This window comes from Gimesia fumaroli, assembly GCF_007754425.1.
GTDB lineage: Bacteria > Planctomycetota > Planctomycetia > Planctomycetales > Planctomycetaceae > Gimesia > Gimesia fumaroli.
The window spans coordinates 758,736-785,061 of sequence record NZ_CP037452.1 but is presented as its reverse complement, the minus strand read 5'-3'; the positions used below and the strand labels follow the sequence as shown (position 1 = coordinate 785,061).

Annotated in this window: 20 protein-coding genes; 10 read left to right on the top strand and 10 right to left on the bottom strand. The window is 51.6% G+C overall.

The features are described from left to right. Positions 1–592: 592 nt before the first annotated feature. A complete protein-coding gene (locus tag Enr17x_RS03055) occupies positions 593–1,606 on the top strand; it encodes an Ig-like domain-containing protein (RefSeq protein WP_145305759.1) in 1,014 nt (337 codons plus the stop codon). A gap of 68 nt (positions 1,607–1,674) precedes the next feature. Here Enr17x_RS03055 and Enr17x_RS03050 read toward each other — a convergent pair whose 3' ends face one another. After that, the gene (locus tag Enr17x_RS03050) at positions 1,675–2,064 is read right to left on the bottom strand and encodes a sirohydrochlorin chelatase (protein ID WP_232100929.1); all 390 of its coding nucleotides are present in this window, start codon (positions 2,062–2,064) and stop codon (positions 1,675–1,677) included. Between the two features lie 163 nt (positions 2,065–2,227). Here Enr17x_RS03050 and Enr17x_RS03045 point away from each other — a divergent pair, with 163 nt between their 5' ends. Both Enr17x_RS03045 and Enr17x_RS03040 read left to right on the top strand, forming a co-directional pair. After that, positions 2,228–3,961 carry a serine/threonine protein kinase gene (locus tag Enr17x_RS03045; RefSeq protein ID WP_145305757.1) on the top strand — a complete coding sequence of 578 codons (1,734 nt, stop codon included), beginning with the start codon at positions 2,228–2,230 and terminating at the stop codon, positions 3,959–3,961. After that, on the top strand, positions 3,954–4,487 hold the full coding sequence (locus tag Enr17x_RS03040; protein ID WP_145305756.1) for an adenine phosphoribosyltransferase: 534 nt from the start codon (positions 3,954–3,956) through the stop codon (positions 4,485–4,487). Before Enr17x_RS03045 ends, Enr17x_RS03040 begins: the two co-directional genes overlap by 8 nt. A gap of 9 nt (positions 4,488–4,496) precedes the next feature. On the opposite strand, the gene Enr17x_RS03035 is transcribed toward Enr17x_RS03040, so the two are convergent. From Enr17x_RS03035 to Enr17x_RS03000, 8 genes are all read right to left on the bottom strand, one after another. Next, positions 4,497–5,294 (bottom strand): class I SAM-dependent methyltransferase, encoded by a 798-nt coding sequence (locus tag Enr17x_RS03035; RefSeq protein WP_145305755.1) that lies wholly within the window; start codon positions 5,292–5,294, stop codon positions 4,497–4,499. A gap of 27 nt (positions 5,295–5,321) precedes the next feature. After that, positions 5,322–6,497 (bottom strand): hypothetical protein, encoded by a 1,176-nt coding sequence (locus tag Enr17x_RS03030; RefSeq protein ID WP_145305754.1) that lies wholly within the window; start codon positions 6,495–6,497, stop codon positions 5,322–5,324. A gap of 264 nt (positions 6,498–6,761) precedes the next feature. Next, the gene (locus Enr17x_RS03025) at positions 6,762–8,657 is read right to left on the bottom strand and encodes a hypothetical protein (RefSeq protein ID WP_145305753.1); all 1,896 of its coding nucleotides are present in this window, start codon (positions 8,655–8,657) and stop codon (positions 6,762–6,764) included. A gap of 170 nt (positions 8,658–8,827) precedes the next feature. After that, positions 8,828–10,054, bottom strand: coding sequence for an amidohydrolase family protein (locus Enr17x_RS03020; RefSeq protein WP_198000939.1), 1,227 nt, complete (start codon positions 10,052–10,054; stop codon positions 8,828–8,830). Positions 10,055–10,126: 72 nt separating this feature from the next. Then, positions 10,127–12,484, bottom strand: coding sequence for an ABC transporter permease subunit/CPBP intramembrane protease (locus Enr17x_RS03015; RefSeq protein WP_232100928.1), 2,358 nt, complete (start codon positions 12,482–12,484; stop codon positions 10,127–10,129). 59 nt (positions 12,485–12,543) lie between these two features. Continuing rightward, complete coding sequence (locus Enr17x_RS03010) at positions 12,544–13,305, bottom strand: ATP-binding cassette domain-containing protein (protein WP_145305750.1); 762 nt, start codon at positions 13,303–13,305, stop codon at positions 12,544–12,546. A 156-nt stretch (positions 13,306–13,461) separates the two neighbouring features. Beyond that, complete coding sequence (gene mqnC / locus Enr17x_RS03005) at positions 13,462–14,592, bottom strand: cyclic dehypoxanthinyl futalosine synthase (protein ID WP_145305749.1); 1,131 nt, start codon at positions 14,590–14,592, stop codon at positions 13,462–13,464. Then, positions 14,561–15,382: a menaquinone biosynthetic enzyme MqnA/MqnD family protein gene (locus Enr17x_RS03000; RefSeq protein WP_232100927.1), complete on the bottom strand. Its 822-nt coding sequence runs from the start codon at positions 15,380–15,382 to the stop codon at positions 14,561–14,563. Before Enr17x_RS03000 ends, mqnC begins: the two co-directional genes overlap by 32 nt. Before the next feature lie 288 nt (positions 15,383–15,670). Between Enr17x_RS03000 and proC the strand changes: the two genes are divergently transcribed. The 7 genes from proC (at position 15,671) to Enr17x_RS02965 (ending at position 24,863) form a co-directional block, all read left to right on the top strand. Beyond that, on the top strand, positions 15,671–16,495 hold the full coding sequence (proC, locus tag Enr17x_RS02995) for a pyrroline-5-carboxylate reductase (RefSeq protein ID WP_145305747.1): 825 nt from the start codon (positions 15,671–15,673) through the stop codon (positions 16,493–16,495). 152 nt (positions 16,496–16,647) lie between these two features. Beyond that, positions 16,648–19,419 (top strand): prolyl oligopeptidase family serine peptidase, encoded by a 2,772-nt coding sequence (locus Enr17x_RS02990; protein ID WP_145305746.1) that lies wholly within the window; start codon positions 16,648–16,650, stop codon positions 19,417–19,419. 110 nt (positions 19,420–19,529) lie between these two features. Then, positions 19,530–20,525, top strand: a complete 996-nt coding sequence (locus tag Enr17x_RS02985) for a metal ABC transporter solute-binding protein, Zn/Mn family (RefSeq protein ID WP_145305745.1) — start codon at positions 19,530–19,532, stop codon at positions 20,523–20,525. Between the two features lie 105 nt (positions 20,526–20,630). Further along, complete coding sequence (locus tag Enr17x_RS02980; protein ID WP_198000938.1) at positions 20,631–21,446, top strand: metal ABC transporter ATP-binding protein; 816 nt, start codon at positions 20,631–20,633, stop codon at positions 21,444–21,446. Beyond that, positions 21,443–22,954, top strand: coding sequence for a metal ABC transporter permease (locus Enr17x_RS02975; protein ID WP_145305744.1), 1,512 nt, complete (start codon positions 21,443–21,445; stop codon positions 22,952–22,954). Before Enr17x_RS02980 ends, Enr17x_RS02975 begins: the two co-directional genes overlap by 4 nt. Beyond that, entirely contained in the window at positions 22,954–24,282 is a 1,329-nt protein-coding gene (locus Enr17x_RS02970; protein WP_145305743.1) for a metal ABC transporter permease, read from the top strand. Before Enr17x_RS02975 ends, Enr17x_RS02970 begins: the two co-directional genes overlap by 1 nt. Before the next feature lie 29 nt (positions 24,283–24,311). Further along, complete coding sequence (locus Enr17x_RS02965) at positions 24,312–24,863, top strand: DUF3841 domain-containing protein (protein WP_145305742.1); 552 nt, start codon at positions 24,312–24,314, stop codon at positions 24,861–24,863. A 30-nt stretch (positions 24,864–24,893) separates the two neighbouring features. On the opposite strand, the gene Enr17x_RS02960 is transcribed toward Enr17x_RS02965, so the two are convergent. Continuing rightward, positions 24,894–26,240 carry an NAD(P)/FAD-dependent oxidoreductase gene (locus Enr17x_RS02960; protein ID WP_145305741.1) on the bottom strand — a complete coding sequence of 449 codons (1,347 nt, stop codon included), beginning with the start codon at positions 26,238–26,240 and terminating at the stop codon, positions 24,894–24,896. Between the last annotated feature and the right edge of the window lie 86 nt (positions 26,241–26,326).

The window sequence follows — 26,326 nt, the reverse complement described above, 5'->3', positions numbered from 1 at the left end:
AAAATACAGCATCTTGTGTTGTTCAAGTGAAACGATTACGTCTAGATTCACCAGTTTTACTGGAAAAGAGGAATGCAACCAGTGTTCACTCAAATCGTGTTACAGAAGCTAGTTGTGACATCACAAACATCCGCATCAAAGGGCTTAAATCGAGTCAGATTAATCCGCTTGCGCCGGCAAGGACTAGCAGATCCGTCCAGAAAGAGACAACATTGACAATTCAGCGTATGCGAACTAAATTGCCACCACCAAAGTGTCGATGCCGACTGATGTATTTGTCACACATACGCCATTTGCTTATGTTCTGAATATCAAAATTGATCTCGGATGCATAAACGCACTATAATGCTGGCGATCTGATTTAGGCCTGATGAACTGTTCCCAATTCTGAGATATCAGACAACGGCAAGAGTTTATGTAAGCCCGATTTTACAAGTAGTGTGAAACGTCTCTAGTGAATGGATTCTGCACAAAAAATGATGAAAAAGTTGTGTGCTGAAAGTCGGTCCACTCGCCTGCCTTTTAACAATCTCAGTAGCTCAACTTTATTCATACATCGAAGTTAATACTTTTGCAGAAGTGAGATTCTATAATGTTAAAAAAGAGTAGTTTCCGATTTGGTATTCTGAGCCTGTTTTTGTTTGTGTTGAGCGCCACTCCTTCTTTCGCCCAGGAATGGGCCCAGAAGATGTTCGACAAAGACAAAATTGACTTTGGTGTCATTGCCCGTGGTTCTGACGCACAATACCGTCTGAAAATTAAAAATATCTATCCTAATCAGGTTCATATTTCGAACGTCCGCACCACCTGTGGCTGCTCGGCAGCAGAACCATCCAAAAGCATTCTGGAACCTGGCGAAGAGGGCTATATCCAGGTCAAAATGGATACCGCCCGCTTCCAGCGACGTAAAGATTCGAACGTCATCGTAACCATTGATGCACCACAGTATGCCGAAATCCGGATTCCGATTACCGCGTATATCCGAACCGACGTTGTCTTCACCCCCGGAGCTGCTAACTTCGGTTCTGTCGAAGTCGGCAAAGGCGCTGAAACCACTGTCGCACTGGCTTATGCGGGCCGTGACGACTGGGCCATCACCGGCATCGAAACCAAAGACCCCTCTTTGACTGTGAAAGCCGTCGAAACCGGTCGTGGCGGCGGACGCGTGAATTATAATATCGTACTGAATCTGTCACCCAAAACGCCCCTGGGTCCCATTCGTGAGCAGATCATGCTGAAAACAAACGACGTCAATTTCACAACCGTCCCACTGCTGGTTGAAGCAAGGGTCGAGTCGGATATTACGATTACCCCCGAAGTCGTTTCACTGGGAATGATGATTCCCGGACAGGAAAAAACGGTCAACGTAGTGTTGCGTGGTAAAAAGCCATTCGAAATCAACAAGATCGAATGTGAGTCAGATGATGAAGCATTCAAAATCCGGATGCCTAAAACAACTCAACCAATCCATGTTTTACCGCTGACGATCATGCCTCCCAACAAACCCGGCGATTACTCTGAAGAGTTCACTGTAACCATTGCCGGACGTGGTGAGCCTATCACTTTCAAAGCCTTCGGTAAAATTTCTGATACCAAAACGAACTAGTTTTACAACTGGTTCTTCATTGCGAGAAAAAAAGGGCACTTTTCGGAGTGCCCTTTTTTATTTGCGAATCAGTTTGATTCCTGTTCTGTCTGTTTCAACCGATCCAGCACGATCTCCAGCATCAGCGGATGCAAGCCCAGATGCGCACACAGCCGAAATCGCGTTTCGGGATACGTGGTACAGAATTCACTTCGATACTCGTCCAGATCATTTTGCACATGTACTCCCGCCGACAGAAAATATGGCAGCATCAAAACTTCGTCGGCTCCCGCAGCAACACAACGTGCGGCTCCCTCCGGAATCGTCGGCTCTGCCAGCTCCAGATAAGCAATCTCGATAATCGGAAACAGATTTCGCTCCCGCAGCATTTCTGCCAGCGTGACGAGATCCTGATTTGCGGCATCGCGCCGACTGCCATGAGCAATCAGCAGAACCGCCTTCGTTCTTGCATCGGACATAAATTCAACCATAATAGAAAATACCAGCATTTACTTACGCAATCACCGATGCGATTATAGACGCCCGGCTGCATTCGGACACTGTACAATCTGCAACCAGTTATTCTCGGAATAACGCCACACTTCAGCAACCGTTTATTCACTTCAAAATCGAGTAGCTACCTTGAACAAGCAAGAACACGAATCTGCCCCAGACAGACTGGGCGAGTATCTGATCGGAAAAAAAATTGGCGCCGGCGGTATGGGATCCGTCTATCTCGCCACCAACGTTCACACCGATCAACTGGTTGCCATCAAAATTCTCCCCAGTGCACTCGCACGGGAACCTGGCTTCGTCGAACGGTTCCACCGTGAAATCGAAGCCCTGAAAAAAATGCACAATCCTTATGTGATTGAATTCTATGACAGCGGCGTTGAAAACGACATCTACTATTACGTCATGGAATACGTCGACGGGGAAACGCTCACCAAACGACTCCGTCGTGAGAAGCGCATCGACTGGAAAACCGTTGTCGAAATATCGATCCAGATCTGCTCGGCTCTAAAAGCAGCACACGACGCCGGCATCATTCATCGCGACTTGAAACCGTCTAACCTGATGCTCAAAGAGGACGGCACTGTTAAGCTGGCCGACTTTGGAGTTGCCCAGCTATTCGCCACCGAAAAGTTGACGGTCACCGGCGGAATCATCGGCACCGCCGAATATATGTCGCCCGAACAGGCGGAAGGAAAACGCGTCAGCCGACAGAGCGACCTGTATTCTCTGGGCGCTGTGATGTACGTTATGCTTACCGGCAAGCCTCCCTTCAGCGGGAAAACCATGCTGGCGATCATCCAGAAACAAAAATACGGACAGTTCGATAAGCCCAGCCGTTACGTCGATGATCTCCCCATCTGGCTGGAAGAAATCGTCTGCCAGTTACTGGAAAAAGATCCTCAAAAACGCTTTCCCGATGCCTATGTGCTCTCCCGCCGCCTGCAGGAAGTCTTAAACAAATACGAGATGTCAACTTCGGAGGATACCTACGCCCTCTCAGGAACAAGCGATGTTTCAGTGACTCCCACCGTTGTGCAATCCGCGTCCGACCAGGAAGCCGGCTCCGGGACCCTGATGCAGGGCTTAATGCGGGCACAACTCGAAGCAGACAGTACAGGCTCCAGACTGAGTCGGCTCTTTGATAATACGTTTTTCCTGTTGGGAATACTCTTGCTCCTCGTGCTGGGAGGATACTACTGGTTCCAGGAACGAGAGTTAACACAGGAGGAGATGTACAATGAAGCGGAACTGATTCTTAATCAGCCTGAAAATCCCGAATGGTATACCGCCCGTGATAAATATCTAATCCCTTTGCTGGAATCTGATCCCAATAAATGGGAGTCGCAGGTACGTCCGAAATTAAAGCAAATTCAGGTCTACGTTACTCGCACCGAAGCCGGCATGAGCGGCAAGCGCAAATTGCGGTCTGTTACGCAAACGGAACCACAGCGATTCATTATGCTGGCGCAACATTATCGAGATGCGGGAAATCTTGTGCAAGCTGAAATAGTCCTCTCTGCTTTAGTGGATGCATTGCATGCTGACAAAGAGCAAAAAGAGATGCGAGCTGTTGCCGAACAAATGCTGAAAGAGTTAAGAGACAATGCAAATAGAACCGCAAAGCGTTATGTCATGCTGACGCAGTCCATGGCAAATGCAGACGCTTTATTCCAAAAAAAGAAATATCAAGAAGCAGAAGCTGTCTGGAAAGCGCTCATCGTCTTATATGGCCAGGACCCGAACGAAGTGGCTCAAAAAGAGATCAACAAAGCAAAACAAAACCTTGCCAAACTGCCTGAACTGATTCAGGCAGAGGAATCTACTACCGAAACTCAGAAAGCTGAACCAGAGAATGAATGATTCGATCAATCTGAAAAAATATATTCGTGAAATCCCTGACTTCCCTAAACCGGGAATTCTCTTCCGCGACATCACCCCCTTGCTTGCTGAACCAACCGTCTTTCAAGAAGTCATCAACCGCCTGACAGCCTATTACCAAGACAAAAAAATCACGGCAGTCCTGGCAGCCGAGGCTCGCGGCTTCATCTTTGCAGCGCCACTCGCGCTTGCTCTCCGAGCACGCTTTATCCCGATTCGAAAACCGGGAAAACTTCCGTTCGAAACCAAGGCATTTCACTACGAACTGGAATACGGCACCGATTCTCTGGAAATGCACACCGACTCGATTCATTCCGATGATCGCGTACTCATTGTCGATGACCTGCTCGCTACCGGAGGCACTATTTCCGCCTGTATCGAACTGGCAAACCATTCCCAGGCCGAAGTCGTCAGTTGTGCGTTTCTGATTGAGCTCTCATTCCTGAAAGGGCGTGAGAAAATGAACGGTTGCGACGTCTTTTCACTGATCCAATACGACACAGAATAAAACGCGGCCTCAAGGAACCCAGATTGCAGCCGGGCTTTCCTCATTCGTGGAAGATCCCACGCGTCGCGCTTTCATCCGCACATAAGGCGCGACGTAGCGTCCCCGATGTCGAAAATGTCCGACTGGGGCACTGGGGTCCGCACGCATCGGCTCGCGTAAATCTTCAATTACAAATCCCTGACGACACAAACCGCCCACCAGTTGATCCCAGCGATGCAGGTATTCCGTCGCTCCCTCTTCCCGATATGAACGATCATCGGCCTTTGGTAAAGCACCCTGCTGATAATATTCCAGTCCAAGTACATACTGATTCTGCTGATCGCGGCTGGTAATCTGCAAACTGGTCGGCGTCTTATGCTGGCTGATATACAGGCCCCCCGGCCTGAGGACCCGCGCCACTTCACGATAAACGGCCTCCACATCCGGCACGTAACAGGTACTCACCGGCTGATGCACAATATCAAACTGTGCATCGTGCAACTCGGAGAGATCATCCATTGAAGTTTCTACAATCCGCACCTGCAAGCTGCGTCGGCGAGCTTCCTGTTCATCCAGCTGCAGCATCTTGTTGCTCAAATCAACAACGGTGACCTGTGCTCCGGCAGACGCATACAGAATCGACTGCCAGCCGCCCCCCGATGCCAGACACAGCACCTGCTTCCCTTCGACAGATGAGGGTAACCAGCCGCGGGAATCCAATGTTTGCAAGGGAGCTCGGCACTCTTCATCGGTCGCGACCTTGGTAAACTGGCTGCGAACCTCTGCCAACCGATTCCAGGCACTACGGTTGATGGGCAGGTGGGACATGGCGAAATCTCGATTTCCGACCGTTCGTTAAGATTCCTGAGTTTGATTCTGTGTGTCCAGCAACGCTCCCGCAAAGGTCACCAGGTCACCCTTGCCACGTGCAACGCGCTGCAATACATCCAGATGATCGGTCTTGCGGCACAAGTCCGTGAACGAAAAGGTATTTGGATCTTCAAACTGACTCAAATAGGTTTCCGCCAGCTCGATGGCCCGCTCGTTCTGATCCACGCGCGTTAATAAATCGATCAATACATAAGCAATCATCTGCTTGTCTTCGTCATCCGGTTCCTGCTCGAGCTTCTTTTCGAAATAAGCGATTCCCAGATTCCGATCGCTCTCCTCTCCCGTCAGCGCTTTAAAGAAATGCTGGTGGGCCGGATAAAAATCTTCGAACGGCGCTTCTCCTGGATACTGAAACTGCTCATCCAACTGAGAACCGTATTCACATAGCTCGATGACTTTGGCAAGACTCGGGTCGTCATCGTTCAACAGTCGGGCAAACCGCACGACGGAATTCAAATGCGAAACGTCAATATGATAGGCGCCCCCTTCGAACATCCAGTCTCGGCCTGCCATCAGCTCCCGCAGATTCTCAGTCGGCGGTGCCATCGGAACTTTCTGCTGAACCTGATACTGCAGTGACTGCACCAGATCACTGTAAAGCTGGTCGACCAGTAACCGCGCGACCTTCTGACGGCTTTCCGGCTTGAGCTGGGCATTCATCTGATCAAACACGGTAATCGTGTTACAAATGCCATTCACCTGCAGCATTATCTCAAACCCTTTTTCCGGGTTCGCACCTTCATACACACAAACCTGAATCAGCTCTTCCACTTTATCTTCTGGAATCGTCCGCGGATTGATCTTATTCAATGCCTCGGCCACAAGATCCGGTTCTTGAATCGTCTGGAAGTAGAGCCAGGCATCGGAATAGAGCTTTTGCTCAAGAAACAGGCTACCCACTTTGCGAGCCGCATCGATGTATGCCTGCTCGAATTCTTTTTTCTGTTCTTCGGGAACCGGATCAAACGAGGTCGGCTGCAGTAACTCAACACCCAGTTCCTGTTTCTTTTTCATCAGCAATGCATCAAACAGACGATGGTAGTTTTTCTGCTCAGTCAATGTTTCAATCAACCGGTCCAGTACGGCTTCCGGCGATTGTTGCTGTAACTCTTCCAAGGCTGCAAATACATTTTCAGACATAATTCTTCTCTTATTTCTGATCGCTTCAGTTTGACTGGTCTCTGCCGACAAGTGGCTTGCTTCGGATTGCCCGATTCAATTCCATTGTAAGAATTCTCGAAGTCGCTGAGTACCCTGCCAATCCAGAAAGAGAAGATTCACTCTATTTCGTGAATTCTACAGTCTTATCAGACCTGGAATGAAACGTCGCCCCAAAATGGTCCGCACGCTCGTTGGCGTACTCGCCAGATATTGATCACCTGTCAATTCAGGATTCATGGACCACTACTCCACATACAGCAAAGGCATCAGATCGCCATCGGTATCAAACCGACCGATCACTGATTCATAATTCGTATGATGCCCTAAAACCGCTCGCGCCTGTGCTCCTTTTTTCAGGCTGCGATAAACCAATAACTGATGTTTACCAATTCGCAAGCGATGACCGGAAGCTTCATCGCGGGCTGAGATATTTCCCCCCTCACTCACGGTCAGGCTCGCCCAGTCGGCCGGTTTGCGTTTTAATCCCGGCTCCCAGTCAATAATCAGTGGTGCGTACAGACCATTCGCTTCGGAAACCTGCTGATGCAGAACCAGTTGACTCTGATCATTCAGCGTCAGGCTACCTGGTTGAAAGAAATCCCGTTCCTGTGGCAGACCAATCGGAAATACACGCGCTGATAGCCCTTTCGTTTTGAGCACCATCTCGTGGGTTTCGTCATCCAAGGCTCCCGCAATTCCCAGCGTCACCGGAATCACAGACCGATATTCCAGATTGGTAGTTTCGGTTCCTGTTACGATATCAGACAGAAATACAAAATGCTGATTGCGTGGCAGCAGAATCTGGCGTTCCAGCGTGTAGCCCGACTCCAGATCCATTTGCAGTTCCAGATAGTCTGCATCCTCATCAGAGTTCCAGCAGACCGAACTCCATTCGCCGTCCCCGGTGATTTCCTTTCCGTCCACGGTGAGAGAGAAGTCCCAACTCCCTCCAAGCAGGGATTTCCCCATCGCCGACAGACTCAACTCCGGTAACTCACCATTCCAGGAGACTGCCAAAAGATTCGCCGCATCCGACCAGTAATTTCGCATCAATGCCAGTGCAGACCAGTCCGACTGACTTGAAGCCTGGTCCTCTGCCTGAATCATGAAACTTTCCCGTTTTTTCTTATCAGCGGACAATGACTTCAGATAGAGCCGCTCGGCGTTTCTGCCTGGAATTTCTGCAAAATAAGCCGCTAATGTCAGCAGGTTCAGATGCGCTACGGAATGCGTTGGACACAAAGCAATTTTACCGGAAACGTCGCAGGCCGCTGCCAATTTCTCAACCGAAACTTGAAATCGCTCCAATGCCTCTTTGTCCAAGACCGGCTTTTTCCAAACCTGCCCGATAAAGAGAGAACGCGTCAATGTTGCCAGCCAGAAATCGATTCGCGGCAGATAATCCGCATGCGGAGTGCCATCGTTATCGGTGCGATCAAAAAAGCATTCACGCAGATTTTGCTGTCCCAGTTGCCGGAAGTGTTTCGCCCCTGAAATTTCCGAGAACAGAAAACTGAGACGCCAAGGCAACTCGCCGGAAACCAGAAGCACCTGATCTTCCGGTGTCTCTGAAAAATCGGTCTCTTCCAGATTAAAACAGAGCGAGGCAGCGGCAAACAAACATTGTCGCCACACGCTGATCAGTGTCTCTGGTGCTAAACGAGCGCCAACATTTTCCAATAGTTCGGTTAACAGTAATAACTCATACGGACGCAGAGGTTCGGAAGTCGTCACCTGACTCAACCAGCCTCGCAGCAGGCGGCTGACTTCATCCCAACTCAATTCAGGTGTCTTTTTTCGCTTTCCGCTATTTGATGTTTTTTTATTCTTACCAGGTAACTCTTGGACGGACTTAATCAGCTTGATCAAATCCGACGTACGACATGTTTCGTCTTCCGTCTCTTCCGACCACAGCGAAGCCCACATCATCTCCGCAGCATGTTTGACCTGCTTCTTCTGTTTCGCCGTTTCCTTCAGTCGCGCGGACAGGCCTTTCGTGAACCGAGCCAGATCTCCCGTCTGGGCGCCCTTCATCAAGTCCCCGCTCGGTTTCGATTTCCATTGAATCGCCTGCAGAAATTCTTCATCCGATAAGGAAACGATCTGTTGGGGAACTGACTGACCAAATTCGATTGACACTGTTTCTTCCATTTTTATGTATTCCCAACAACCCGAGAGATTTTTGCTCAGAACCCCCTTCCAGGATCGAGTTCTAGAACGACAATAGAAAATCCGGTCAGCAAGACCTGGCGAGACACCACCAATTTGCGCCAACTGGAGACTATAGGGTAACGGTATTTCTTGCGAAATCAATTGATCCAGCACCCATTCAGCATCACACGAGAAACATGTGACTGGGAATTTAACAAAAGATCACTGCCTGAAAGCTCCTCAGCACGGTCTGGCAACTGAACCAAAGCCAAATCGGCCCGTTTCCCCACCGTCACCGAGCCGATCTCCTCAGACAGTTCCAAAGCACGTGCTCCCGCTAATGTGCCGCATTCCAGAATTAGCCCCGTAGAAACGTCAGGAAAAGCAGCCCGCAAAAAGAGCAGTTCCTTCCAGAGACTCAAATCCGGATTCGAAGCCCGGCTGTCCGTTCCCAGCGCTACATTGATACCTTGTCCGATCAGGGTCCGCCACGGATGAGGCGGATGACCGAAATAGTGGTGTGTCCGCGGACAATAGACGACCGAAATCTGTGGGGCCTGCTTCAAAAACTCCAGTTCCTCGGCTCCAAAATAATTTCCATGCACGGCCAGCGCCGAAGTAAGCTCAGCCAGCGGCACCAGATAATCATACAACCGCATTCCCTGTTTCAGGATCTCTGGATCCCAAAGCCCCAGATCGGTCAATAAATCAACAAACGGTCCCTGCTTGCGTTCCAGCAGATCGAGTTCTGCCTCTGTCTCAGCCAGATGGACGGCGGCCGGCGCTCCCTGATCGCGGGCCTGTTGAATCAGTTTCAGATATAAATCGGGATGAACTGAGTAAGGCGCATGCGGGCTCAAGCCCCGTCGCAAACGATCATGCATCTCTCCGGCTGTCTGCTGTTCTAAATAATCAGCCGCCATTTGTTCCTGACCGGCAATTCGATCAGCCGAGAAACCGAGGCATTCCCGAAATACCACCGCACGCGGCGCCGGCGCGGTCTGCTCCAGTTGCTGCACACTTTCGGCACTCGTCGCGATTTCTCCCAGACAGGTTGTGCCCGCCGCTAAACTTTCTGCCATTCCCTGCTGAATGCTTTGTTCCACAGGAACAGTCAATTCAAAGCGCGACTTCATAATCGAGCGAATCCAGTCGGTAAACGGAGCCGTCGGTCCCAGCGGTTGTGCAAGATGACTGAATTCGAGATGCGTGTGCGCATTCACCAGACCGGGAATCAGTGCAGTATTACCCAGATCAATCGCCTCTGGATGACTGCCGGCATACACGGCTGCGATCCGAGAGTCCTCGACTTCCACCACGGCCTCTTCCAGCGGTGGTCCATCGACGGGAAATACCCAGCGTGCTTTTAAAATCTGACGTTTCAAAATACTGCTTTGATCAAAACGGAAGTAGAGTGCAAGAGAATAAACAACCGCGGCATTATACCAGACCGACGGTTATTTGGTATCTGTCAGGCGGCGGTCGAATGAGGAAGAACTCAGGGAATCTCCCAGCGTCAAATCCTCATCGGTTCCTGTTTTTGACTGCAGCACCGTCCAACGTAACAAGGCAACTCCCACGATGGCACAAATCAGCAATAAAGGCCACGAATACCGCAAACCTTCCGGTCCCATTGTGACAAAATGCTGCAAACCACTCTCGGGCACCCAGTTGGCAGGAATCCGTTCTCGCAGCACGGAAAGCGAGTTGTAGATGAAGTGAAAGATCACTCCCGGCAACAGGCTGCGACTATAAACGGCAATCATTCCCAGCGCCAGCCCCAGCAATGTGGCGTTAAACACCTGCTGAGGAATCATATGCATCGCACCGAAGGTCACACTCGACAGAATAATCGCCAGCCACGCCCGGCCCCGACGACCGAAGCCACTTAAGATAAAACCACGAAACGCCAGTTCTTCACACACAGCCGGCGCAAATGCAAATGCCAGCAGGATCAACCAGATCGGCTGATTTGGATCGGACATACTTTTCAGAACTGCCACGGTTCCTTCAGGCAGAGACGGGAAAAACCAGTCCAGACTCACTGCCAGCTCAAGTGACAGCGGATGCAACGCGAACGGCAGGATAAATCCGACGGCCAAAAATCCGATACTTGGAAAATAGAGTCGGAATGTTTTTCGCATACTGGTCGTCAGCATAATCCCCATCATTAATGCCGGGGTCGCGATAATCGCCAGTTGTTGTATCATTAATAACTGCATCATCCGTAACGGACGCTCGGCATCGCTGGCCATCCGAATTGCATCGCCCATGGTGTTCATCACACCAAACTGTAATAACATGATGATCACAAAACAGAAACCGGCTTCGGCAAAGCTGGGCAGCGCATCTTTGGTCCGCATCAGATGCTTGAGCCACAGGCCCACTTCAAACCGTTCCGCTTCTCGGAACAGCACATCTTCCCGCTGAAATTGATCTATGGCCCACCATAGTGCCAACAGGCTGTAACCCACACTCGTCACCAGAACGGGAATCGCATACACATACAGAATGCCCGCATTCACGGATGAAAGCAGCATCCCCTTCAATAACAGCGCCACACCCACCACGGGCATCAAACTGTAAAAGGCATTGATCTCCACAGCCGGTGAAAGACAGAACACGGTCAGCCCCAGTGTCACCATCAACAACGGCGTGAGATAATATTGTCCCTCTTTACTACTGCGGGCAAAAGTCGCCAGCGCCAGGCAGAGAGCACTGAATAAGGCCGACAGGGGAATCAACAGCAACACAATCCAGAACAACGCGGAAAAGGAGGGGAAGGAGAGATCGCCAATCTTGGAAAGCGCCCCGGCTCCTGCCACATTAACCATATGCCGCCCGGTAAATCCCATACTAGCCAGATTCAATAGCGCCGTCGAAACGCTGAAAATCAGAACCGTCAAAAATTTACCCAATACAATTTCGGTACGTTTCGCGGGAGAGATCAACAACGTCTCCATCGTGCCCCGCTCTTTTTCGCCGGCTCCCAGGTCGATTGCCGGATAAAAGGCGCCTGTTGCCGCCATAATGATCAACAGCGCCGGAAAGAGCTTACTCCAGAGGTTCGCCGCCAGTTGTTCATCCTGGGCCAAATCGATGGCATCCGGATTGATCGGAGTCGGCAACGATTCCGGAAGATTCGCCCGGCTCAATCGATCTCGCAGAATTGCTTTCTCCCAGGCCCGCATCACCTCTTCCACACGGCGGTAGGCAATCATTGATTTTTCGTCGGCACTGTTTTCCAGAATCAAAGGCCGCAATGAATCCGCCGGGTCAAAGTCAATCGGCTCATGCCGTGCCAGTTTTTCGCTGACCTGCTCAATCTCTTTGGACAGCCCCTTGGGAATCAGAATCAGAACCTGAATCTGGCTCTCCGCAAATAACTTGCTCAGCCGGGCATTTGTGTCTGTAATTTCCCGCGCTAACTGGTTTTCCTGCTGCAGATCTTCCTGATCTTCAATCTCATCCCACTGACTGAGCAGTTCCTGATGTTTCTTCAGAACCACTTCCAGTGCGCGGGCCTGCTTCAGCAGTTCCTCTCGATTTTTATCCTCTGCAGAATCCCCTTCGGCATTACTGTCGGTAATGACACGCAACTTATCTGCATCGGACGGCATCGTGAACCAGTTAGAAACAAATCGGTCTCCGTCCAGTAACTGCGGATGCTTCGGCAGATCGTTGGCGCCCAGCACGACCACATTGCGTGGCTGTTCGGAAAACAGCACCGTCATCTGTACCATACCAATTCCCATAGCCGGGTACAGCAGCAGCGGAAGAATGGCCACCATGAACAGCGTACGCCGATCGCGCATCTGATCACGCAACTCACGCAGTAAAATAAGTCTAATATTCTTCCACTGTATCATCTGATTTATGGGGCCTTCATCGCCAGCTGGTCTTCATGCTCTTGAATTAAATTGAAAAACAATTCTTCCATATCCGACTCGTGATACTGTTCTTCCAGTTCCGGGATACTGCCAATCGCCAGGATTTTTCCTTTATAGATGACGGCCACGCGGTCGCATAACTTCTCGACTTCCCGCATGATGTGAGTGGAAAAGATAATGCACTTGCCTTCCTCACGCAGCGCTTCAATGGTTTTTAAAACCGCACGCGCCACCAGAACATCCAGTCCGGACGTCGGTTCATCAAAAATCAGTACGGGTGGATCATGAATGATGGTCCGGGCAATCGACACTTTCTGTTTCATCCCGGTCGACATCTTCGAACCGAGCATGTCTCTGATGTCATTCATCTGCAGCGTCGTAAAGATACGATCCAGCCGCTCCTGCAGTTCGTTTTCTTCAATGTCATAGAGACGACCGAAATACTCTACCATCTCCCAGGCAGTCATTCGATCATAAATGCCGGTATTACAGGACATGAAACCGATATGGGTTCGCACATCCTGTGGCTGGGTCATTACGTCGTACCCGGCGACCGTCGCTACGCCCCCGGTTGGCTGCAAGACCGTGCTCAACATGCGGAGGCACGTCGTTTTGCCGGCACCGTTGGGTCCCAGCAATCCAAAGATTTCGCCGGCTTCGACATCAAAGCTCACGGAATCGAGCGCAACAATACTGCCACGACGCAAATCATCGAAACTCTTGCTAAGTTGCTCGACGTGAATCATATCCGTCCATCATCCCTAATGCCTGCGGTCGTCAGAGGATCAGTTTCACACTGTTACACTGAATTGAGAGGCTTACTTATATGTTATTATTACTAGCAAGCATAGCCTATCACGGCGAATCGGCTCTTTTCAGACGTCACTCTGGCTGATTTTCTCTCAGTTGAGTACCGGCAGAGGAACGCGACCTGATCCCTTGGCAGGACCATTAGAATCAGGATCATCGATATATTCATAAAAGACATTCCGCTGCCGCGGAATATATCCCGATTCGGAAATACAACGCCGAATTGTGTCAACCGTCAGATGATGCGTGGTTCCCGCCTGGGAAACGACGTTTTCCTCAATCATCAGGCTCCCCATGTCATTCGCACCAAAAAACAGCGCCATCTGGCCCGTTTTTTCACCCTGCGTCACCCAGGAAGACTGGATATTTTTGAAGTTATCCAGATACAGCCGGCTCACCGCCTGTGTTTTCAAATACTCAAACGCCCCCGCAGGAGGCACATAATCCATGTCCGTATGATCCGGCTGCAGTGTCCAGCAAATGAACGCAGAAAAACCGCCCGTCTCATCCTGAAGATCGCGCAAACGATCCAAATGCTCAATCCGTTCAGCCAGTGTTTCGATGTGACCAAACATCATCGTGGCACTCGAAATCCCGCCCAGCTCATGCCAGACACGATTGACCTCCAGCCACTCTTCAGTCAATGCTTTGCCGCGCGTGATCTCTTTACGAACACGATCCACGAGGATCTCACCCCCGCCCCCCGGCAGACTTCCCAGACCAGCTGCTTTGAGTCGTTGCAGAACTTCCCGTAACGGCAGCTTGTTGACTTTGGTGAAGTGATGCAGCTCTGGTGGGCTGAAGCCGTGCACGTTGACCGTCGGATAGCGTTCGCGCAGATCGCGGAGCAGGTCTTCATACCACTCCAGCTTCAGCGTCGGGTGCAGGCCTCCCTGCAGCAGAATCTGATCGCCGCCCAGTTCGATGGTCTCTTCAATCTTCTGATACAACTGCTCGGGCTTAAGCACATAAACATCGGGGTCTTTGGGGTTCCGATAGAAGGCACAAAAATCACAGACTGCGGTACATGAATTGGAATAGTTAATATTCCGGTCGATGTTATAGGTCCGATAAGGCTCCGGATGCAGACGTTTCGTGACTTCGTTGGCCGCTTTGCCTAAAGCCACCAGATCGTGAGACTCCATTAATTTGAGTCCCTCTTCTCGATTCAGACGCTCGCCGGCGACCGCTTTATCCAGCAGAGATGCAATTTCGGAAGACAAGAGGAACCCCCTCGGGAGCCAGTCCCGTTTTAATGGCTAATTCTTGAAACAGACGTAACCCGCAACATTCAGCAGGTCCCAGATAAAAACTCAGATTATTCTTCAGGTAACTCTCGGCGACTGCCACATCGATGCCCAGCTTGGGTGCTTCCCGCCGTGCGATCTCGTCCAGCAGCATCACACCCTTATCACGGGCGCGACATAAAGCCGTCTCTAATGTGCCCGTCTCCTGGTCCCGCCGTACAGCCCACATCGCAAAGACAAAAGGCAGGCCCGTCCAGCGCAACCATTCTTCACCCAGATCCCAGGTCGCGACAAACTCGGTTTCCGGAGTATGAATTGCACGATCACCGATCAATAAAATCGCATCGGCTTGCGTCCCTTCGATTGTCTGCTCAATCGGCAGTGGCTCCACTTCCGGAAACACACCATACTGCTCGGCCAGCATGATCCGCACCAGCGTCGCACTCGTCCGCGATCCCATATCAAGCGCCAGCCGTTTGATATGCCCCAGGGGAACCCGGCTATACATCTTCACACTCAATACAGGACCCTGCGTGGCCACACAGGCATTCGAAATCACTTCATAATCCGGATTCCGAATCACCTCTATGGAAGGAACCAAGCCGACATCAATCCGCCCTGTTGCCAGATCATCGGCCAGCAGGCTGGGATAATCCAACATCAGTTCAGCATTCTCAGCCAGATCTTCTAGATCTTCAATTAAAGGCTTCGAGTTAAGATAGGAGACCGCCCCCACCCGGATGGGAGGCGGAATCAAGTCAGACATTATCGTTTGGCTTTCATTTCCAGTTGCAGTATCCGACTTATTATAGCCAGCAATCTTCATCTCGCAATCAGCTTATATTATGGTGAACCAGCGTCTGAACACACTCTGATGCACATTCTGACGGTTGGTGTTACAATTCATTAATTAATATGACCCACACTATGATATTCTAGCAGTTTGTGCCCCCGCTATCAGGGACTATCTACCCGAAAATTCAAGGACGGACCAAATTTGGGGGTATAATTCAGACTGAAAAACCATCTACAGGCTTCAGAAAGCAGAATCAGTATGTCAGACAGCAAAAACAGGAACGTCGGCTTCATCGGCGCTGGTCGGATGGCAACCGCACTCGCCGCCGGTCTGATCTCGTCCGGCTTTACCTCAGCAGACCATGTTTCCGCCAGTGATACCTACGAAGCAGCCAGAGACTCATTCACCCGGGAAACAGGCGCTCAGGCAGTTGAATCGAATCTGACCGTTGTCGAACAATCCGAAATCATAGTTCTCTCAGTAAAACCACAGCATGTCGCTGAAGTACTTGAGGAAATCAAGGAAACGCTTACCGACCAGCAACTGCTGGTCTCTATCGCAGCGGGCTGTCCCCTCTCCCTGTTTGTCGAAAAACTGGGTAAGACAAAACGACTGATTCGCGTGATGCCCAATACCCCCTGCCTGGTCAAACAGGGCGCCTCCGCTTTCGCTCGCGGCGGTCAGGCTTCGGAAACAGACGCCAGTCTGGTCGAGTCACTCCTGTCAACCGTCGGCACTGCAGTGGAAGTTCCCGAGGCCCAACTCGACGCCGTCACCGGCTTATCAGGCAGCGGCCCCGCTTACATCTATCAAATTATCGAAGCTCTCAGCGATGGTGGCGTCCGTATGGGACTTCCCCGACACATCGCCACCCAACTGGCAGCACAGACCGTCAAAGGAGCTGCCGAAATGGTACTCGAAACCGGCGAACATCCCGGTGCCCTTAAAGACGCCGTCACCAGCCCCGGCGGCACCACCATTGCCGGCATTCACGCTTTAGAAGCCGGCGGACTCCGCAACAGTCTGATCAACGCCGTTTCCGCCGCCACCAATCGTTCAATCGAACTCGGCAAACAATCCTGATCAAGAACGCCAAAACGATTATCGCGGGCGCGCTGCAATTTGCTGCGCGCTTCCTTAATTTTCTTAACAAGCTTGTTTTCCCCGCTATTTCCTCTCAGAATAAAAAGAACCTGCTTTCCAGATCCTACCTGAAAACAACGGGAGTTCCATCCATGCCCAGCCAACTGTTGAATCGTTCCCTCGTCCTCTGCTGCCTGCTTGCCCTGTCCCTTTCAACAGCAACTGCAGCCGAACCCAACCTGAAAACCTGGCTGGCAGAACCGATCCTGGAAAAAGATCAGCCCTGGAAAGAAGTCCAGGCTTTCATCGCCCCCAAAGTTCCTGGCATGCCCGAAGTCAGCAGTGTCGCCGAATGGGAAAAAACTGCCGAACGCACTCGCAAAAACGTTTTAAATAAAGTTGTGTACCGAGGCGAAGCCGCCAAATGGCGCGACACCAAACTGAATGTCGTCTGGCTCGAAACGATTAAAGGCAGCCCCGGATACAATATCCAAAAACTGCGATTTGAAGCGCTGCCCGGATTATGGGTGCCTGCCCTGCTCTATCTTCCAAAAGAACTGACGGGCAAAGTCCCCGTGGTGATGAATGTTAACGGCCATGACCGCAAAGACGGCAAAGCAGCGGACTACAAACAGATCCGCTGCATCAACCAGGCCCAACGGGGTATGCTCGCGCTCAATGTCGAATGGCTGGGCATGGGGCAGTTGAATACTCCCGGGTTCACGCACTACAAAATGAATCAGCTCGACCTGTGTGGCACGAGTGGACTGGCGCCGTTTTATCTCGCGATGAAAAAGGGACTCGATGTCCTGCTCTCACATCCGAACGCAGACCCAGACCGAGTCGCCGTCGCCGGTCTATCCGGCGGAGGCTGGCAAACCATCTTCATCAGTTCGCTGGACGAACGCGTCACACTCTCTAATCCCGTCGCCGGTTATTCCAGTTTTCAGACACGCATTTATCATACAAAAGACCTGGGGGATTCCGAACAGACACCCAACGACCTCGCCCTCTACGCAGACTACACTCACCTTACCGCAATGCGGGCCCCCCGTCCGACATTGCTGACCAACAATTCCAAAGACAACTGCTGCTTCGAATCGGGCTACGCCCAGCCACCGCTACTCAAGGCAGCTTTTCCGATCTTCAAATTATACGACAAAGAAAACAACCTGCAGAAACACATCAATGATGACCCTGGTACCCATAACTTTCTCAAAGACAACCGCGAAGCCCTCTATCGCATGCTCTCGGCTCATTTTTCCGATCCGGGCAAACCGCTGCCAGTCAAAGAAATCGCCTGTGAAGACGAACTCTACACTGCCAAAGAACTCGAAGTGGAACTGCCTGCCAACAACGCCGACTTTCACAGCCTGGCACTGAAACTCAGTCAGAACCTGCCACGCCCGGCAAAAAACACCTCTCCAGAAAAACGACGGGAGTCGCTCAAAAAAATCGTACATTCCGCACCAGCAAAAGTCACCGGAACCGAAGTCAGCCAGAAAACACAGGACAACACCACTGTCACGTTCTGGAAACTGAACGTCGACAAAGACTGGACCGTTCCCGCCGTCCAGTTTTCACGCAAGCCTGCGAAATCGACGACCATCGTCGTTGCCGACGCCGGCCGCCAGAGTCTTGCGGCAACCGTGGAAACACTTCTCTCAAAGGGAGAAAATGTACTCGCCGTCGATCCGTTTTATTTCGGCGAATCCAAAATCAGCCAGCGCGATTTTCTCTACGGGCTGCTGGTTGCTGCCGTCGGAGAACGACCGCTTGGCATCCAAGCCGATCAGCTCACCGGCATCGCACAATGGTTAAAGCAAGATCAGGGACAATCGACTGTTCAAATTCAGGCGACAGGTCCCCGCAGTAGTCTCTTCACCCTCGTTGCAGCAGCAATCGAACCTGAGACGATCAACGGCATCAGTCTGCAGAACTCCTTCGGTTCACTCAAAGAGATCCTCGAACAAGACAAAGCGGTCAGCCAGGCCCCCGAACTGTTCTGCTTCGGACTGCTCAAGGAATTCGACATCAAAGATCTCGTGGCACTGGCAGGACTGGACAAAGTGACGTTCATCGAACCCAGCGAACGCGTGAAACAGGAACTCTCTCATATCACCGTTAAAAAAGACGTCAGCTACCTGGGTGAGGATCGCAAAGAAAAACTGGACCTCTATCTGCCGGACCCCACTTATCAGAAAGGTCCTTACCCTGCGATCGTCATCATACATGGCGGCGGTTGGCATGGCGGAGACAAGGGCGCCCGTCGTGAAATCAACATCGGCACGAATCTCGCAAAAGCGGGTTACGTCTGTGCCAGCATCAACTACCAACTGGCAAAGAAACAAGCCAGGTTCACAGACAATCTCAAGCAGGTCTGGCCCGGCCATCTACAGGACTGCAAAACTGCTGTCCGCTATTTGAGAAAACACGCTGACCAATATCAAGTCGACGCCGAATACATCGGCGCCATCGGCGGTTCTGCCGGCGGTCATCTGGTCGCCATGCTGGCTGTGACCGGCGATGATCCCCAACTTGAACCCGATGCACCATACGCCGACTTTTCCTCACGCATTCAGGCTGTCGTCCCCATGTACGGCGCGCATGATCTGATCGCACTGGCGAAGTCACGCGAAATGCTCTCTTCCTTCACAGAGGCAGAAAAAGAACTCAGTCGTCAGGCATCCGCGGTGAACCACATCTCGAAAGATGATCCCCCGTTCCTCATTCTACATGGGACGAAAGACGCGCTCGTTCCCGTTGAACAGTCCGAACTCCTGGCCGCCTCGCTCAAACAGGGAAATATCCCCACTGAATTATTGATCATCAAGGGCGCTCCTCACAGCTTTCACCTGCAACCGAAACAACAGGACCTCAGGCCTGCCGTCATCGAATTCTTCGACCACTACCTGAAACCCTGATCTCACAGGTCACTGGAGTTGACAGCAGGTCAGACTCTGTTAAAATAAAGCTAAATGTAGCCTTGGCTACATTTAGATATTTATCAATTGCCCCTGATGGGAGACAAAGAATGAGAAAGCTGCTTGCTTTCACCCTGCTATTGAGTTTTCTTGTCGGCTGCCAGCAAAAAGATGGTTCTACCACTGACAATACCACTGACCAGAAGCAATCGGAAATCGAGCTCAAATACCCGATTCCGGTCGCGGCAACCGTCGGCATGGTGGCGGACCTCGTCAAAAATGTAGGCCGCGAATATGTGACCGTTACGCAGATTATGGGGTCGGGCGTCGATCCCCACATGCACAAAGCCAGCCGCGACGATGTGCAGACCATTATGAATGCTGATATTGTCTTTTATTCCGGACTGATGCTGGAAGGCAAGATGACGGACACGCTGATCAAAGTCTCGCGCAATAAACCGGTGTTTGCCGTGACGGAATTAATCGATGAAAAAACCCTGCTCGAACCGGAAGACTTCAACGGGCACTATGACCCGCACGTCTGGATGGACGTATCTGCCTGGTCTCAATGTGTGGATGCCGTGAAAGATGCCCTGTGTAAGGTCGATCCCAAACATGCCGACGTTTATCAGAAGAATGCTGCAGAATACAAAAACGAGTTAGAGCAGCTGCACCAGTACGGTTTGAAAACCATGCAGTCCATTCCGGAAGCGAGCCGCACCCTGATCACTTCTCACGATGCTTTCAATTATTTCGGTCGTGCTTACGGCCTGGATGTTCAAGGCGTTCAGGGAATCTCAACCGAATCCGAAGCGGGCTTGAAACGCATTAATCAACTCGTGGACATGCTGGTCAAGAAAAATATCAAAGCGGTGTTTGTCGAAAGCAGTGTCTCCAAAAAGAACATCACCGCCCTGATTGACGGTGCCAAAGCACAAGGCCACGACATCATCATCGGTGGCGAACTGTTTTCCGATGCGATGGGCGAATCAGGCACATACGAGGGCACCTATACCGGCATGCTGGATCACAACTTCACCACCGTCGCACGTGCCCTGGGAGGAACAGCGCCGGAAAAAGGGATGCAAGGCAAGCTGATTCACTAATCAAAACAGACAACACACATTAGCAAACTGCGCAATTCAATCGAAGCTGCTATACTTGCGAGGAACTTATTTCGCTCAATCATTTGATGAAGTAAAACCGGACTTATGAATACAAGAGAAAGCGTCGCCGCTGAGTCACCGTCTGAATTGTCCCCCACAACAACTCCCCTCTCGGTGTATGACTTAACGGTGGCCTATCACCGTAAACCTGTGATCTGGGACGTGAGCTTCGACATTCCTCCGGGAAAACTCGTCGGCATCGTTGGACCGAACGGGGCCGGCAAAAGTACATTAATCAAAGCCATCATGGGCCTCATTCCCAAGGCGTCGGGACGCGTCCAGATTTTCGGCAAACCCTATCAGAAGAACCGGCACCGGGTCGGCTACGTGCCTCAACGCGAAAGCGTCGACTGGGACTTCCCCGTGAATGCCCTTGATGTCGTGACGATGGGTCTATACAAAGAAATTGGCTGGTGTCTTCCCGTCCGCAAAAAACATCGCACCCGCGCCATGGAAGCACTCGAACGCGTGGGAATCGCCGACTATGCCCATCGGCAGATCAGCCAGCTTTCCGGCGGCCAACAGCAGCGCACCTTCCTGGCCCGCGCCCTGGTTCAGAATGCCGACCTGTATCTGATGGACGAACCGTTCGCCGCCGTCGATGCCGCCACTGAAAAAGCCATCGTGCAGATTTTACAGGAAATGAAACAAGCCGGAAAAACGGCACTCGTCATTCACCACGACCTGCAGACGGTGCCGGAATATTTCGATTATGTAATTCTGCTCAACATGCGGGTCATCGATCATGGACTGACGGCAGACGTCTTCACACCGGAGAATCTTCAAAAAACCTATGGCGGTCGGCTGACACTGCTCGAAGAAGCCACCGAAACCATGCGACGCCGGGAGCAGTCGCTATGAGGGCGTTCGCGCTGGTGTTTCTCTTTCTCAGTCTCTGGCCAAACTGTTTTGTTCTCGCGGCCACTAACTCGAACGAAATCCAGACTCAAAAATCGATCACCGATCGAAGTATTGCGGTTCCACAATGGGAAGACTGGAAGCGTGTGTTCCTGCTGCAGGATTACAACACCCGCATCGTCATCCTCGGCACCACACTGCTCGGCATGTCCGCCGGCATGATCGGCAGCTTTGCATTATTACGCAAGCGGGCTCTGATGGGAGACGCCCTCAGCCATGCCACCCTGCCCGGCATCGCCATCGCCTTTATCATCGCCACCTCTTTGGGCTTGAACGGGAAATCGCTGCCGATTCTCTTAACAGGTGCCGCCGTCAGCGGCTTGCTTGGAATCGGGGGCATTCTCTTGATTCGCAACCTGACTCGCTTAAAAGAAGACGCTGCATTAGGAATTGTGCTCAGCGTTTTCTTTGGCGCCGGGATTGCTCTCCTGGGCATCGTCCAACAGATGCAGACCGGCCACGCCGCCGGCCTCGAATCGTTTATTTATGGAAAGACCGCTTCTATGGTCGCCAGCGACGCCTGGCTCATCGGCTCCGCGGGCCTAACCTGCATGCTGATTTCCATTCTGTTGTATAAGGAACTGACGCTGCTCTGTTTTGATGAAGGCTTCGCCCATGCGCGCGGCTTTCCGGTGGTACTGCTGGACATGCTCTTAATGGGCCTGGTCGTCGTCGTCACGATCATCGGCCTGCAGGCCGTTGGACTGATTTTGATGATATCCCTGCTCGTCATCCCCCCCGCAGCTGCCCGCTTCTGGACAGAAAAGATCGTCAACATGACGGTCGTCGCCGTCATATTAGGAGCCCTCAGTGGAATGATCGGCTCAGCCATGAGTGCCATCTTCCCGAACCTTCCTTCAGGAGCGATGATTGTACTCGTCGCGACCGCCATGTTTCTCTTCAGCATGGTCTTCGGTATTCCCCGCGGCATCCTGATTCGCAAACTGCGACGGCATGAGCTGAACACAAAAGTCAATCGACAACACCTGCTGCGCGGCATTTATGAAACTCTGGAATCGCAGGGGCGAATCAACGAAAAACAGACTGTAGAATCCACGTTCGTCCCCATGTCCACGTTATTGAAAATGCGAAGCTGGTCACCAGCCAAGCTGAAAAAAATCGCGAATCGGGCGCAACGGGACCAGTTAGTCGTCTCCCTGGAGGCAGATCAAATCCGATTGACCAAAGCCGGTCTTCTGGAAGCGGCACGCATTGTTCACGAACATCGTTTGTGGGAACTCTACCTGATCACATACGCTGACGTCGCAGCCAGCAAGGTCGATCAGGATGCCGATGCCATCGAACACGTTTTAGAACCGGAAGTCATTGCCGAACTGGAAACGCTGCTCGTTCGTCAGTCGACCGCAGGAGTCCTGCAAAGCCCGCATGAAATCGAGATCCAGCAGGAACAAGCCAACAGTCACCATTCAGGTACACGGAGGGCAACCTGATGGGGGGACTGGAAAACTGGAACTGGTTTCTGGATGGCTGGATTATTGTTGCGGGAATTCTGTGCGCTGCCTCAACGGCTCTACTGGGCAATTTTCTGGTTTTAAGAAAAATGAGTATGCTCGGAGATGCGATCACACACGCGATTCTCCCCGGCCTGGCAGCCGCCTTTATGATCAGCGACAGTCGCAGCAGTCTGCCCATGTTTGTTGGTGCCGTAATTGCCGGAATCCTGACCGCCCTGTTTACCGAGTGGATTCGAGGCTTCGGCAAAGTCGATGAAGGCGCCTCAATGGGAGTCGTGTTTACGTCACTGTTCGCTCTGGGACTGGTGATGATCGTGCAAGCCGCCGACCATGTTGACCTCGATCCAGGCTGCGTTCTCTACGGGGCAATTGAACTCACCCCCCTCGATACGATCCTGATTGCGGGTTGGGAAATTCCGCGCGTCGTTGCGGTGCTCTCGGTGGTTCTATTAATTAATCTGCTGTTCGTCGTCTGCTTTCTCAAAGAACTCAAACTCAGTTCGTTCGACCCGGCACTTGCCACCACGACCGGCTTTAATGCTACAATCATCCACTATACCCTAATGACCCTGGTGGCCATCACCGCCGTTGCGAGTTTTGAAACTGTCGGAAATATTCTGGTGGTCGCCATGTTTGTCGTACCTCCGGCTGCCGCCTATATGCTGACGGATCGGCTGGGTAGTATGATTGTCCTCAGCGTCGTCCTGGCGATTTTCGCTGCCGTCACCGGGCACATCAGTGCCATCACCGTCCCCCGCTGGTTTGGATATCATAGCACGTCGACCGCTGGCATGATGGCCGTCGCCTCTGGCATGCTGTTCGTTTTCGCGGCTCTGTTTGGTCCCCGGCACGGGATCATGATCATCTTTGTCCGTCGCCAGATTCTCGCCTGGAAAATCCTCGCCGAAGATATCATCGCACTCATGTACCGCATCGAAGAACGCGATCCCCAGCAAAAACCAGATGTCAACGATCTGCGCGACATTCTGTTCTCGCGCCCTGTTCCGACGCAGCTCACCCTGCGCTACCTCTCAAAACAGGGACAGATCAAGGACACCAACGGCACTTATGAATTAACGGAAACCGGCCGCGACATGGCCCGTCAACTCGTCCGCTCGCATCGCCTCTGGGAACACTACCTCGTCGAACATGCGGGCATGACAGCCGAAAACATCCATAAGCAGGCTGAAAAACTCGAACACTTCACCGACCGTCAACTGCGTGAAAAGCTGAACGAAGACACCCTCGACACTGACCAGGACCCGCACGGCCGCCCGATTCCCCCCGAAGACAAAGTTCATTAATCTTTCGAATTTCTGAAAAGGTTCTGTTGATGCAATTATGGACGATTCAAACAGAAGGCTGGTTACAGGATCTGAGGTCAAAGAAGAAAAAATTTGCCTCTTACTCGCGAGTGAAGCATGATTTTCGACCGCACTACAAATGGATGGCACAACAAATGGCTGATCGGATTGGTACCAACCCGGAACGATGCCCTACATTTGCCTGGTACAAATATTTTGAAAGACATCAGCGACCTGACTTACGCTGGAGCGGGCATCTTCCCCAAGGCACACCAGGCGTGCGAGTTGAGTTAGAAGTTAATGAAGCGCATGTCCTGTTATCACAATTTGAATTGTGGCACGCAGTTTTAAATCAGAACTTTCTTGCCGAAAACAGAAGAGAGTCTGATAATCACGATGAATTGCTTGAGTCAGGAAAATTCACTCGCAAAATAATGGAAGACTCCTGGAACCGTATCTTCGATCTGAAATTTGGCGACTGGCGAAGTTGGGGAAAGCAGTCCGAGCGAGCGATTCAAGCCTGTATCGAGAGTGTTGCTGTAAATCAAATTCGTCAAGTCGATCATTTCATTGCACGTTGAAGCCATCCCGACTTTCGACATTTTTCGCGTTTAATGCTCGGAGGAAACGGGAACTTCCTGTTCTTCAGGCTCTGGTTCAGGCTTGGGTTCTGTTTGCGGGTCCCATTCCCGGCCGACAATCAACCGTGCCCCGCGCCGAAAACTGAGATAGGACCAGCCCCACTGCATGACAACCAGTACCCGGTTTTTAAACCCGGTCAGATAGAAGATGTGCACGACCAGCCAGACCACCCAGGCCAGGAACCCGGATAATTTGAACCGCCCGATTTCCACAATCCCTCGGCTACGGCCAATGGTAGCCATCTGCCCTTTGTCACGAAAATGAAACTTACTGCGCGGCTTGCCTTTCAATTCCTCGCGAATCGTTTTGCCGATAAACTTTCCCTGCTGCAACGCCACCGGCGCTGTTCCCGGTAATGGGGTACCCGTCTGATGTGTAAAGCTCGCCTGATCGCCGGCAACGAACACATTTTCAGAACCCCGCAGGCTTAAATCCGGTTCCACAACAACGCGACCACGATTATCAATATCCATGCCTCCTGATTTTCCCAGTGGAGACGCTTCAACACCCGCAGCCCAGAGCACGGTCGCGGCGCGAATCCGCTCATCTCCCAATTCGACTCCTTCATCGTTGATGTTCGTCACCATTGAAGAAGTCCAGATCTGGACGCCCAGATTCTCTAAATCACGGGCCGCCCGGTTGGACTGTTGTTCGGAAAACATCGGCAAAATCCGCGGACCGGCTTCGACGAGAATCACGCGTGTATGACTGGGATTGATCCGACGAAAGTCCTTGGACAAGGTAAACCGGCTCATCTCTCCAATCGCACCTGCCAGCTCGACGCCCGTCGGACCGCCACCCACAATCACATATGTCAGATATTTCTTTTGTTCCTCAGGATCGGTAATTCGTTCGGCGTGTTCAAATGCAGATAAAACGCGCTTGCGAATTTCCGTCGCCTGAGAAATGTTTTTCAACCCGGGTGCGTATTGCTCCCACTCATTGTGACCGAAGTAACTGTGCGTCGCACCACAGGCCAGCACCAGATAATCAAAGGGCAACTCGCCGAAATCGAATTTGACTTTTTGGTCGGCCAGATCAATCGATTCCGCTTCCCCTAACAGGACGCTGGTGTTTCGATAAGTTGAAAGCAGGCTACGGATCGGTGTGGCAATGTCAGCGGGACTGAGTCCGGCCATCGCGACCTGATATAAGAGAGGCTGAAACAGATGGTAGTTATGACGATCAACGAGGGTGACTTCGACTCCTCGAACGCCGCCCAGTTCCAGTGCCGCGTTCAAGCCAGCAAAACCACCACCGATAATCAGGACCCGTTTGGGATCTGTTTTGTTTCCTGGGTTCTGTAAAGTATTCATCACACTAGTTTTATAGACCGGACGTTAATGCCAATCAGACAGAAGTCAGCGCCCTCCTCGATTTCGATTATGCACACACTATAGCT